Here is a 12,647-nt window from a genome sequence, read left to right as displayed (position 1 = left end):
TTCAATCGGCCTTATCAGCTTTACGGACGGAAGCGGTGCGGCGAACCGGCGCAACGTGCGCCGAGCCATTATTGATGGCGATCATCAGCGCCTGGCTCCAGCGGCCAAGCAGGCTGAACAGATCGCCGGCGCCGACCTGACGGTTGGCGGTTTTCAGGACACGCCCGAGGCAGGCATCGTCATCGCGGTCCTGACCGGACGGCGACGCGTTGAGCATGTCTCGCAGGGATTGTTCAAACGGATCGTGCATGGGCACCTCGCGCAATGTCAGTCAAAGACGAGACGCTCGTCCCATGGGTCACATGAACAATTCGTACAGAGGTCAGGGAGGAAATCGACACGTCAGCGCTCTCAGACCCAACGCAGGCGGCGGAACAGCCACCATTGGCCCAAGGCCAGCCCCAGCACCAGAAAACTGGCGAACAGGAAGCCATAGGGGCTCTCGGAGCCGGGAATGCCGCCAACGTTGATGCCCAGCAGCCCGGTGACGAAGCTCATGGGCAGGAAGATGCAGGTAATGATGCCGAAACGGTACATGGTGCGGTTCATCCGCTCGCTCAAGCGCCGGTCCTCGCTCTCCAGCACCAGCGCCACCCGCTCGCGGGTCAGCTCCAGCTCTTCCAGATAGCGGGTCAGGCTGTTGTTGAGCTCGTTCCAGTAGTCGGCGTCGTCTTCGACGAACCACGGCCACTTGTTGCGCGCCAGTTGCGCGTAGATTTCCCGCTGCGGCGCGAGGAACCGGCGCAAGCCTGCGGCGCGGCGGCGCATCTGCTGCAGGTCGCCATGTTCCGGGGCATAGCGGTCGTCGGCCTCGAGCTTTTCTTCCTCGATATCGACCTGTTCGGAAAGGTCGGACACCACCGCCTGCACCTTGTCGGTGAGCAACTGGGCAAGGGTCAGCAGCAACTCGGAGGCGGTCTTCGGACCGAGCCCTTCATCCAGTTGTTGCAGCAGTTCGTCGGTAGCCCGCAACGGCCGCAAACGCAGGGAAATCACCCGCTGGGCCTGGGCAAAGATACGCACCGAGACCATGTCTTCAGGCTCGGCGCCGGGATTGAGGTTGATACCGCGCAGGAACAACAGCATTTGCGCGTCGGGCAGCGGCAACAGCCGCGGTCGGGTGTTTTCTTCCAGCAGCAGGTCGCAGGCGAACTGATTCAGGCCGCTGTCCTGGCGCAGCCAGGTCTGGGTTTGCGGATGACCGCGGTCCCAGTGCAGCCAGAGACTCTGCTCCGGCTGCAGGACCAGATCGTCCAGTTCAGTCCGAGCGATGGAACGCGCACCGCCCCTGCCATCGAGAACCAGGGCATGAACCAGCCCCCACTGCGCGTTTTCTTCCTCGAACATCCTTACTCCATCGACCTGTTTTAAGTGGTTACTCGGGCATCTTCAGCGGACTTGGCGAAACGATCACGCCGTTGTTGTCGGCATAGATGTACTCGCCCGGGCGGAAGGTGACGCCGGCGAAGGTCACCGCGACGTTCAGGTCGCCGATGCCACGCTTGTCGGTCTTCATCGGGTGGCTGGCCAGCGCCTGCACGCCCACATCGGTCTGCGCCAGGACATCCACGTCACGCACGCAGCCGTAGATCACCAGCCCTTCCCAACCATTTTTGGCGGCCTTTTCGGCAAGCATGTCGCCCAACAGCGCGCGGCGCAGCGAACCGCCGCCGTCGACCACCAGGACCTTGCCCTTGCCGTCGAGATCGACCTGCTCCTTGACCAGCGAGTTGTCCTCGAAGCACTTGATGGTGACGATCTCACCGCCGAACGAATCGCGGCCGCCGAAGTTGCTGAACATCGGCTCCAGCACCTGGACCAGCTCAGGGTAGGCGTCGCACAAATCGGGCGTTACGTAATGCATGAGAAACTCCTGTCATTGATCAAGAAATGGATGTCGGAACTCACACGATCATTGAAACAGACGAAGCCTGGCAATACGGCTTTAGGCTCTGTATGAAAAGCCTTGAGACGAAGGTCAGGCAAGGCTGTTTTCAACGCAGCATCACCGAGTATCAAGGTTTTTCATACAGAGCCTAGACCCAGGCTACACGTCGATTCCAACGCGGTCACCCTCATACGCCAATGTGAACATGTTCAACCCCGGACACCCCGGCTGCACCGCTCGCCCCGAAGACAGGCTGAACGCCAGACCGTGACGCGGGCAGCGCAGTTGGTCGCCTTCCAGCGTCGCGGCACTGAGCGGCGCGCCCTGATGCGGGCAACGGTCCTCGATCAGCACCGGCCGATTGTCCACGACCAACAGCAGGAGCGTCTGGCCGTTGACCCTGAACGTCCTGCGATAACCTTCTTCGAGATTGATCAAACGCTCGAGCGGAACGAACATGGAAAACGCCCAGAAAACATAAAGTGACCAGAAATCCGACAAGCGTCACATCTTAGCCGCTAACCGGCTCCGGAGAAACGCCTGCTTCTTGCCCCGTCATCGCCAGCGGATCGCTCAACCAGCGCTCCACCAGCGGCCAGACTTGCGTCTGCGCGGGCTTGCTAACCAGCATATCCACATGTCCGAAGTTGTCGAACCCGTCTTCCTGGCCCAGCCGCAGAAAACGTTTGTGCTCGCTGCCGATCTGCTCGAACAGCTTGCGGCACGCCCACACCGGATCCTGATGATCACCCGCGCCTGCCACTGCCAGTACCGGCACCTGAACCTCGGCCAGACCAGCCCACCAGTTCCGCTCCTTGTCGCCGAAACGACCGAAAAGACCGAACCAGCGCATGCTTTCGATGGCCAGGCCGATCGGCTCGTCTTCCGGACCACGCTTGAGGCGCGAACCGGACAGATGGGCAAAGCGCTTGAGCAGCACGCGGCCGCCCCACTCCACCGGCGGAATCTTCAGCGGCCAATAGGTACGGCTGACCTGGGTGCCGAAAAACGCCGCGCTGGCGATCAGTTCTTCATTCAAATAGCGCCCACCGAGCGCCGCCGCCAGGGTCGTGCCGCCCAATGAGTGGCCGAGCCAGTGTGCGGGCCGGCCGGTTTGCTCGTTAACGAACGCGGCAATGGCCGGAAGGTCGTAGCTGGCGTAGTCGGCAACACGGTTGTAGCGGTAATCGCGGTTGCGTGGCGACAGGCCATGGCCGCGCATTTCCGGAATCCACACATCGAAACCCGCCCGCGCCAGATGAGCGCCCAGGCCGATGCCTTTGGGCGAAAACCAGAAACGCCGGTTGGAAAAACTGCCATGCAGAAGGATGACGGGCGCGCCGCGCACATCGTTCTGATCGGCCATGCCAAGGCGGGTCAACGCCAGCTCGACACTCCGGTCAGGGCTGTTGCCGGCCTTCAGGCGGTACACGTCCTCGCTCAGGTCGCCGCAACGTTCGGCCCTGAGCAAGGCCACGGGAAAAAGACTACTGCTGCTTTGCATAGGGGTTCTTGCACAAAAAAGGGCGCGTCCGTCAATGGACCCGCCCTGGATGAAACCGTTGAAGCGGTCGCTGCCGGACTTGCGCAGACGACCGCTCCAGTACCCGCGATCAGTTCGCGTTCTGACCTTCAGCCAGGAAGAACCAGGTTTCCAGTACCGAGTCCGGGTTCAGCGAGACGCTTTCGATGCCCTGCTCCATCAGCCATTTGGCCAGGTCAGGGTGGTCCGAAGGGCCCTGACCGCAGATGCCGATGTACTTGCCGGCCTTGTTACAGGCCTGGATGGCATTGGACAGCAGCTTCTTGACCGCCGGATTACGCTCGTCGAACAGGTGCGCGATGATGCCCGAGTCACGGTCCAGGCCCAGGGTGAGCTGGGTCAGGTCGTTGGAACCGATGGAGAAACCATCGAAGTACTCGAGGAATTCCTCGGCCAGGATGGCGTTGGACGGCAGTTCGCACATCATGATCACGCGCAGACCGTTGACACCACGGCCCAGGCCTTTCTCGGCGAGCAGGTCGACGACCTGGCTGGCTTCGCCCAGGGTACGCACGAACGGCACCATGATCTCGACGTTGGTCAGGCCCATGACATCGCGAACACGCTTGAGCGCACGGCATTCCAGGTCGAAGCAGTCACGGAACGACTCGCTGATGTAACGCGAGGCACCGCGGAAGCCCAGCATCGGGTTCTCTTCTTCCGGCTCGTACAGCTTGCCGCCGATCAGGTTGGCGTATTCGTTGGACTTGAAGTCGGACAGGCGAACGATGACCTTCTTCGGCCAGAACGCTGCGGCCAGGGTGCTGATGCCCTCGACCAGCTTCTCGACGTAGAACTCGACCGGGTCGTTGTAGCCGGCGATGCGCTTGTCGACGCTCTCTTTCAGCTCTTGCGGCAGGCCCGCGTAGTTCAGCAGCGCCTTGGGGTGCACGCCGATCATGCGGTTGATGATGAACTCCAGACGCGCCAGGCCGACACCGGCGTTGGGCAACTGGGCGAAGTCGAAGGCGCGGTCCGGGTTACCGACGTTCATCATGATCTTGAACGGCAGATCAGGCATGGCGTCGACCGAGTTCTGACGGATGTCGAAGCCCAGTTCACCTTCGAAGATGAAACCGGTATCGCCTTCGGCGCAGGAAACGGTGACGCCCTGGCCGTCTTTAAGAACCTGGGTGGCGTTGCCGCAACCGACCACGGCCGGGATACCCAGCTCACGGGCGATGATCGCCGCGTGGCAGGTACGACCACCGCGGTTGGTGACGATGGCGCTGGCGCGCTTCATGACCGGTTCCCAGTCCGGGTCGGTCATGTCGGAAACCAGCACGTCGCCCGGCTGGACCTTGTCCATCTCGGAAACGTCGTGGATCACGCGAACTTTGCCGGCGCCGATGCGCTGGCCAATGGCACGGCCTTCAACCAGAACGGTGCCCTTTTCCTTCAGCAGGTAGCGTTCCATGACGTTGGCGCTGGAGCGGCTCTTCACGGTTTCAGGACGGGCCTGAACGATGTACAGCTTGCCGTCGTCGCCGTCTTTGGCCCACTCGATGTCCATCGGACGCTGGTAGTGCTTCTCGATGATCATCGCCTGCTTGGCCAGTTCGGCCACTTCGGCGTCGCTCAGGCAGAAACGGGCGCGGTCGGCGCGGTCCACGTCGACCACCTTGACCGAACGACCGGCCTTGGCTTCGTCGCCGTAGATCATCTTGATCGCCTTGCTGCCCAGGTTGCGACGCAGGATGGCCGGGCGACCGGCTTCGAGGGTGTTCTTGTGAACGTAGAACTCGTCCGGGTTGACCGCGCCCTGGACCACGGTTTCACCCAGGCCGTAGGCGCCGGTGATGAAGACCACGTCACGGAAGCCCGATTCGGTGTCGAGGGTGAACATCACACCCGCCGTTCCGGTTTCCGAACGGACCATGCGCTGCACGCCGGCGGACAGGGCGACCAGTTTGTGATCGAAGCCCTGGTGCACGCGGTAGGAAATGGCACGGTCATTGAATAGGGAAGCGAACACTTCCTTGGCCGCGCGGATCACGTTGTCCACGCCGCGGATGTTCAGGAAGGTTTCTTGCTGGCCGGCGAAGGAAGCGTCCGGCAGGTCTTCGGCGGTGGCGGACGAACGCACGGCGACGGCCATGTTGTCGTTGCCCTGGGCCATTTCGGCGAAGGCGGTGCGGATTTCCGCATCGAGCCGCGCCGGGAACTCGGCATCCATGACCCACTGACGAATCTGCGCACCGGTCTTGGCCAGGGCGTTGACGTCATCCACGTCCAGCGCGTCGAGCGCGGCGTGGATCTGATCGTTCAAACCGCTCTGTTCGAGGAAATCACGGTACGCCTGAGACGTAGTGGCAAAGCCGCCAGGGACCGATACACCGGCGCCCGCGAGGTTACTGATCATCTCGCCGAGGGATGCGTTCTTGCCCCCCACGTGCTCCACATCATGGACGCCGAGCTTATCGAGGGAAACTACGTACTCTACCAAGGTGATCTCTCCACTAACTGTGTTGGAAAAGCTCAGGACGCCGGCGTACCCCTGTGGGATCGACCGGGCGCTTGTGGCCTGGACCTGGAAAATAAGTGAGAATGCCGACGATCTCGTTCGGCAAACCGAACCTATCATATCCAAGATTCGTCACCAGCTTAAGGCCCATGGCGCAAATGAAACGATCTGCTTTCTTCATTTCCGACGGCACCGGCATCACGGCGGAGACCCTCGGGCAAAGTCTTCTGGCTCAGTTCGAGAACATTCCGTTCAATAAATTCACGCGACCCTACATCGATAGCGTGGAAAAAGCGCGCGTCATGGTACAGCAAATCAACGCCGCCGCTGAGCGTGACGGCATGCGCCCGATCATCTTCGACACCATCGTCAACCAGGACATCCGCGAGATCCTGGCCACCTCGAACGGCTTCATGATCGACATCTTCTCGACCTTCCTGGCCCCGCTGGAGCAGGAGTTGACCGCCCATTCGTCGTACTCGGTAGGCAAATCCCACTCGATCGGCGGCAACTCCAACTACATGGAGCGCATCGAAGCGGTCAACTTCGCCCTCGACAACGACGACGGCGCTCGCACCCACTACTACGACAAGGCCGACCTGATCCTGGTTGGCGTGTCCCGCTGCGGCAAAACCCCGACTTGTCTGTACATGGCCATGCAATTCGGTATTCGCGCCGCGAACTATCCGCTGACCGAAGATGATATGGAGCGCCTGCAACTGCCGACGGCCTTGAAAAATCATCAGCACAAGCTGTTCGGCCTGACCATCGACCCGGACCGCCTGACCGCCATTCGTCACGAGCGCAAGCCCAACAGCCGCTACGCCAGCTTCGCCCAGTGCGAGTTCGAAGTGCGCGAAGTGGAGAATCTGTTCCGCCGGGAGAATATTCCGAATATCAATTCCACGCATTTCTCGGTGGAAGAGATTTCGGCGAAGATTCTGGTGGAGAAAGGGGTGGAGCGGCGGTTCAAGTAAAACGCTGATTTTGTTGGGATCTCAAGGTTGTCATCGCTGGCAAGCCAGCTTGCTCCCACAAGGTCCGGTGTATGCATTGCCAGCGAGACGGCCCACAAAAAAGCCCCGGCATCACTGCCGGGGCTTTTTCATTTCAGCTCACACCTCAGGAAGGCAATACCGTCGCCTGCCCGCTCAACGCCAGGTCCACCAACTCGCGGTTGGCGACCGCGTACATGGCGTAATCGGTGCCGGTCGCGGCGCGCAGGTCGTCGAGCATGGCGCGCCAGCGCTCGACCATCACCCGGTGCTGCTCCATCCACAGCGCCACGCGGGCGTCCATGTCGTCCGGGGCATCGGCCATTTGCAGCACGGAAATAGTGATCGCGCGCTGTTGCAGGTCGATATCGTCGCGGAACGCTTCGCGGGCCAGGGCCTGCCAGTTGTTTTCCACCGGCAGGTTGCTGATTTCCTGCAGGTACCAGGTCAGCTCCAACGCACTGCCCACGGCGAAGAACGCCTTGGCCACCTGTGCCGGGTCGTGGCCGGTGACGTCGGACGCCTCGATGATCGGCAGCAAGGTGTACAGGTGCGTGGTGCCTGCGACCATGCGGGCCAGCAATTCCGGCACGCCGGCTTCGACAAAGCTCTGGTAGCGGGTCTGCCAGCGGTCGCGGGTCGGGCCTTCGAGCAGTTCGTCGAGTTTCAGGCCCAGCGCGGCGATCTGTGGACCGAAGTGCGCGACGTCACGCCCGGCGTCCTGCTCGTTGCGGCGGCTGCGCAGGAACCAGCGGGTCGCGCGGCGGCCCAGGCGCATCAGTTCGTCCATCAGGGTCAGCTGGACTTCCGCCGGCACCTGGTAATCCAGCGCTTCGATCTGACGGAACCAGTGCGGCAGGTGGAAGATGTCACGCACGATCACATATGCCCCAGCCACGTTCGCCGGGCTCATGCCGGTGGACTCTTTCAGGCGCTGGACGAAGGTGATGCCCATGTTGTTGACCAGGTCGTTGGCGATCTGGGTGCTGACGATCTCGCGCTTCAGGCGGTGGCGGCGCATGGCGTCGGCGAACTTGTGCACCAGCGACGGCGGGAATGCGGTCTCCATGTCGCGGGTCAGGTAGTCGTCATCCGGCACCAGCGACTTGAGCAGGGCTTCCTTGAGGTCGATCTTGCTGTAGGAGATCAGCACCGACAGTTCGGCACGGCTCAGGCCCTGGTTGGCCGCCAGGCGTTCGGCCAGTTGCTCTTCCGACGGCAGGAACTCGATCGCCCGGTCCAGCTTGCCGCGGCTTTCCAGGTCGGCCATCAGGCGTTTGTACTCGGCAATGCGCTCTCTTGCCCGGCGCGCGGCCAGGGACAGGGCCTGGGTCTGTTTGTAGTTGTTGCCCAGCACCAGCGCGGCCACTTCGTCGGTCATGCTGCCGAGCAACTGGTTGCGCTGTTTCTCGGTCATGTCGCCGGCCTGCACCACTTCGTTGAGCAGGATCTTGATGTTGACCTCGTGGTCGGAGCAGTCCACGCCACCGGCGTTGTCGATGAAGTCGGTGTTGGTGGCGCCGCCATTCAGGCCGAACTCGACCCGGCCAAGCTGGGTCATGCCCAGGTTGCCGCCCTCGCCCACTACCTTGCAGCGCAGCTCGTTACCGTTGACCCGCAGCGCGTCGTTGGCCTTGTCGCCGACATCGGCGTGGCTTTCGCTGCTGGACTTGACGTAAGTGCCGATACCGCCGTTCCACAGCAGGTCCACCGGCGCTTTGAGCAGTGCGTTGAGCAGCTCGGTCGGGGTCAGCTTGTCGGCTTCGATGGCGAAGCGTTCCTTCATCTGCGGGGTGATGGCGATGCTCTTCGCGCTGCGCGTGAAGATGCCGCCACCCTCGGACATGATGCTGGTGTCGTAGTCGCTCCAGGCCGAACGCGGCAGGTCGAACAGGCGCTTGCGCTCGGCGAAGCTGGTGGCCGGGTCCGGATTAGGGTCGATAAAGATGTGCAGGTGGTTGAAGGCCGCCACCAGTTGCAGGGTCTCGGACATCAGCAAGCCGTTGCCGAACACGTCGCCGGCCATGTCGCCGACGCCGACCACGGTGATGCTGTCTTTTTGCACGTTGATGCCGCGTTCGCGGAAGTGGCGCTGCACGCCGACCCAGGCGCCACGGGCGGTGATGCCCATTTTCTTGTGGTCGTAGCCGGCCGAGCCGCCCGAGGCGAAGGCGTCGCCGAGCCAGAAGCCGTAGTCGATGGCGATGCCGTTGGCGATGTCGGAGAAGGTCGCGGTGCCTTTGTCGGCAGCCACCACCAGGTACGGATCGTCTTCGTCATGCCGCACCACGTTGGCCGGTGGCACCACGCCGCCGTCCTTGAGGTTGTCGGTGATGTCCAGCAGACCGGAGATGAAGATGCGGTAGCAGGCGATACCTTCGGCGGCGATGTCATCACGGCTGCCGCCCAGCGGCAGGCGACGCGGCAGGAAGCCGCCCTTGGCGCCCACCGGCACGATCACCGAGTTCTTCACCTGCTGGGCTTTTACCAGGCCCAGCACTTCGGTGCGGTAGTCTTCCTCGCGGTCCGACCAGCGCAGGCCGCCCCGCGCCACGTTGCCGAAGCGCAGGTGCACGCCTTCAACCCGCGGCGAGTAGACGAAGATCTCGAAGCGCGGCACCGGTTTTGGCAGTTCGGGGATGAGCTTGGGGTTGAACTTGAAGCTGAAGTAGGACTTGTTCTGACCGTTGGCATCCGGCTGATAGAAGTTGGTGCGCAGGGTCGCCTTGATCAGGTCCAGGTAGCGCCGCAGGATGCGGTCTTCGTTGAGCACCTGGACGTCGTCCAGTGCCGTGAGAATCGCCTGTTCCAGACGCTGCTGCTTGTCATCGAGGTCTTCGCTGGTGAGCTTGCGCGCCAGGTAGAAGCGGGTCTTGAACAGGCGGGTCAGCTCGCGGGCGATGTCGGTGTGGTTGTTCAGGGTGCTGGCGATGTAGCCGAGGTCGAAGCCCAGACGGATCTGCTTGAGGTAGCGGGCGTAGGCGCGCAGCAGCGCCACGTCGCGCCACGGCAGGCCGGCGGTCAGCACCAGGCGGTTGAAGGCGTCGTTTTCCGCATCGCCGTTGACGATGTGGACGAAGGCGTCCTGCAGGGTGTCGTTGAGTTGCTGGATATCCAGCTCGACGCCCTCGGCGGTGGTGAAGGCGAAGTCATGAATCCAGAACTCGCGGCCATTGCTGTGGCGCAGGCGATACGGGAACTCGCCCAGCACGCGCAGGCCGAGGTTTTCCAGGATCGGCAGCACGTCCGACAGGGCCAGCGGGGTATCGGCGTGGTACAGCTTGCAGTGCAGCAGCTGTTTACCGGTCTGGGTCAGCGGCTGGTAGAAGCTCATCACCAGCGGCTTGCCCTCGGACAGGTTGAGCAGGTGCTGCATGTCCACCACCGCCGAGTGCGCGGCGAAACGCTCGCGGTAGCCGGCCGGGAAGCCTTTCGGGAAGTCCGCCAGGACGTTGGTGCCCTGGGCTTCGCCGAAGTTCTCGACGGTCAGCGCGGCGTAGTCGTCCTGCCACGAACGGCAGGCCTGGATCACTTCGTTTTCCAGTTGTTTGGCGTCGATATCGATGCGGTTCTTCGGATCGACCCGCAGGATCAGTTGCACCCGCGCCAGCACCGATTCGGAGAAGAAGGTCCAGAACTCGCAGTCGCTGGCCTTCAGGCGCTCCATCAGGACCTGCTGGATCTTCTGCCGCACTTCGGTGGAGTAGATGTCACGCGGAACGTAGGCCAGGCAGTAGCAGAAGCGACCGTACGGGTCTTTGCGCAGGAACACGCGGATCTTGTTGCGCTCCTGGATCTGCACGATGGACATGACGGTGCTGAACAGCTCGTCCACCGGGGTCTGGAACAGGTCGTCGCGCGGCAGCACTTCGAGGACCTGGGCCAGTTCCTTGCCCAGGTGCGCCTTGGCGTCGAAGCCCGAACGGCGCTCGACTTCGGCGACCTTGCCGCGAATGTACGGGATCTGGTGCACGCTCTCGCCGTACACCGACGAGGTGTACAGACCCATGAAGCGGCATTCCTTGATGACCTTGCCGTCGGCGTCGAGCTGGCGGATCGACACGTAATCCGGGTAAGCCGGACGGTGCACGCGGCTCGGGTGAGCGGCCTTGGCGAAGGACAGCAGCAGCGGTTCGTTCAGGTAGTTGACCGCGTAGTCTTCGATACGCAGGTCTTCGGTGGTCAGGCCGGCGCGCAGCAGGCGGGTCAGGCCGAGGAACGACTGCTCGTCGTAGACCAGCTGGCCGCCCTGGGCATCGCCGTTGACCACGAATTCTTCATAGCCGAGGAAGGTGAAGTGGTTGCCCACCAGCCATTCCAGGAAGCTCTGGATCTCGGATTTCTCGGTTTGCGCCGGGGCATACGGGGTCTGCTCCACCAGCGCCAGCAAGTCGCGGACCTTGGCCTTCATCGGCTCGAAGTCGGCCACGGCGACGCGCACTTCGGCCAGCACCTGGGTCAACTCATGGGTCAGCACGCCGAGTTCGGTGTTGTTGGCGCAGCGGTCGATCTCCAGGTACATCAGCGACTCTTGCAGCACGTCCTCGCCGTGGGTGCCCTTGGGCAGGATTTCCAGCAGTTCGCCCTTGACCCCGCGACGCGTGCTCAGCACCGTAGTCTGCAGGGTGTGGATGCTGTAGCCGCGACGATTCAGCTCGGTACGCACCGAGTCGACCAGGAACGGCAGGTCATGGTGCAGAACTTCCACGGCGGTGTGGGTCGACTGCCAGCCATGACGCTCGTAATCGGGGTTGTAGACGTTGACCTGAGGTTGGCTGTGATCGAAGCGCTCGATCATGCGCCAGGCAGAGAGGGTGCAACCGACCAGGTCGGACAGGCGCCGCTGGGTCAGTTCGTCCAGAGAGATGATGCCGAAGAACTGCTCGGCGAACAGCGCCACTTGTGGCAGTGCCTGCTCGCTGATGTGCTGGGCCAGGGCCGCTTTCAGTTGATGCTGGAAGTCGGCTTTGCTGGCTGCGGTGAAGAACGCCATCTGTGGTACTCCGCTTGGGCTTTGTTATTGGGTGAAGCGTCGCGCGTGTCCGCTTTATCCCGCATCAACCATAGCCAATGACGGGCAAAGCGCAGAGGAAATCCGAAAGAGCGGGTGCCGGGATGACCGACTGGTCACACCGGGATGGACATCTGCAAAAACCACTGCCACTGAAGCCGGCTGCGTCTTTACGGGTGTCCATCGACAACGCAGCTTAACGACAGCCCACCCGGCCCTGCTTGCGGCGCTGCGACATATTCGGACAACGAGGAGCAACGGAAGATTTATCCCGTGGGCGAACACTGGCACACTCGCGTTTCAATTCCTTTATCGAGCCGCCCATGCAACTGACCGCCCAACTGGCCTTCGCCAACCCTTGCGATGATGAAGAAGACAACCTGGCCACCGTCGGCTGCCAAAGCGACAAGAACCAGTTGTTCATCATCAGCCGCTACCCGCACGAAGACAGAGTGGACCTCATGCTCGACGAAGAAGGCGCCACCGTCCGCGACCTGAAGGTGACACTCAGCGACACCCGCCTGCTGGTCGAGCTGGCGGCCGGGTCTACCGACCTGTTCGAAGACGATGTGCTGGAAATCCGCCTGGAGAGCGCCAGCATCGACGCGGATGAAATCGAACAGGCCCTGCGCGTGATCCTCGACGGCACCGGCACCTTCGTCAGCGAGCGCTGAGTGCAACAGGGCCGGGCAGCGCGCCCGGCCCCTTGCCGCGATCTGCCCCCGAAGAATTTCCCCCGGCACCGT

The 12,647-nt window shown here is 62.4% G+C and carries 9 protein-coding genes; 2 read left to right on the top strand and 7 right to left on the bottom strand.

The window, feature by feature from the left end; translation table 11 throughout:
* Position 1 precedes the first annotated feature (1 nt).
* The 6 genes from CKW37_RS10930 to ppsA form a co-directional block, all read right to left on the bottom strand.
* Positions 2–250: a CrfX protein gene (locus tag CKW37_RS10930; RefSeq protein ID WP_095155700.1), complete on the bottom strand. Its 249-nt coding sequence runs from the start codon at positions 248–250 to the stop codon at positions 2–4.
* 101 nt (positions 251–351) lie between these two features.
* Positions 352–1,347, bottom strand: a complete 996-nt coding sequence (locus tag CKW37_RS10925) for a zinc transporter ZntB (RefSeq protein ID WP_095155699.1) — start codon at positions 1,345–1,347, stop codon at positions 352–354.
* 28 nt (positions 1,348–1,375) lie between these two features.
* Positions 1,376–1,864: a ribonuclease E activity regulator RraA gene (gene rraA / locus CKW37_RS10920; RefSeq protein ID WP_095155698.1), complete on the bottom strand. Its 489-nt coding sequence runs from the start codon at positions 1,862–1,864 to the stop codon at positions 1,376–1,378.
* Positions 1,865–2,047: 183 nt separating this feature from the next.
* Positions 2,048–2,347: a Rieske (2Fe-2S) protein gene (locus CKW37_RS10915; RefSeq protein ID WP_095155697.1), complete on the bottom strand. Its 300-nt coding sequence runs from the start codon at positions 2,345–2,347 to the stop codon at positions 2,048–2,050.
* 52 nt (positions 2,348–2,399) lie between these two features.
* Complete coding sequence (locus tag CKW37_RS10910) at positions 2,400–3,392, bottom strand: alpha/beta fold hydrolase (protein WP_095155696.1); 993 nt, start codon at positions 3,390–3,392, stop codon at positions 2,400–2,402.
* Positions 3,393–3,501: 109 nt separating this feature from the next.
* Positions 3,502–5,877 (bottom strand): phosphoenolpyruvate synthase, encoded by a 2,376-nt coding sequence (gene ppsA, locus CKW37_RS10905; protein WP_095155695.1) that lies wholly within the window; start codon positions 5,875–5,877, stop codon positions 3,502–3,504.
* A 176-nt stretch (positions 5,878–6,053) separates the two neighbouring features.
* On the opposite strand from ppsA, the gene CKW37_RS10895 reads away from it, so the two are divergent.
* Positions 6,054–6,872, top strand: a complete 819-nt coding sequence (locus CKW37_RS10895) for a pyruvate, water dikinase regulatory protein (RefSeq protein WP_095155729.1) — start codon at positions 6,054–6,056, stop codon at positions 6,870–6,872.
* Positions 6,873–7,017: 145 nt separating this feature from the next.
* Here the strand turns inward: CKW37_RS10895 and CKW37_RS10890 are convergent, their stop codons facing one another.
* Positions 7,018–11,883 carry an NAD-glutamate dehydrogenase gene (locus CKW37_RS10890; RefSeq protein WP_095155694.1) on the bottom strand — a complete coding sequence of 1,622 codons (4,866 nt, stop codon included), beginning with the start codon at positions 11,881–11,883 and terminating at the stop codon, positions 7,018–7,020.
* 341 nt (positions 11,884–12,224) lie between these two features.
* On the opposite strand from CKW37_RS10890, the gene CKW37_RS10885 reads away from it, so the two are divergent.
* Entirely contained in the window at positions 12,225–12,575 is a 351-nt protein-coding gene (locus CKW37_RS10885) for a hypothetical protein (protein WP_095155693.1), read from the top strand.
* Positions 12,576–12,647: the final 72 nt, after the last annotated feature.

The organism is Pseudomonas sp. Irchel 3E13, assembly GCF_900187455.1.
GTDB lineage: Bacteria > Pseudomonadota > Gammaproteobacteria > Pseudomonadales > Pseudomonadaceae > Aquipseudomonas.
This window is presented reverse-complemented; position numbering and strand designations above follow the sequence as displayed.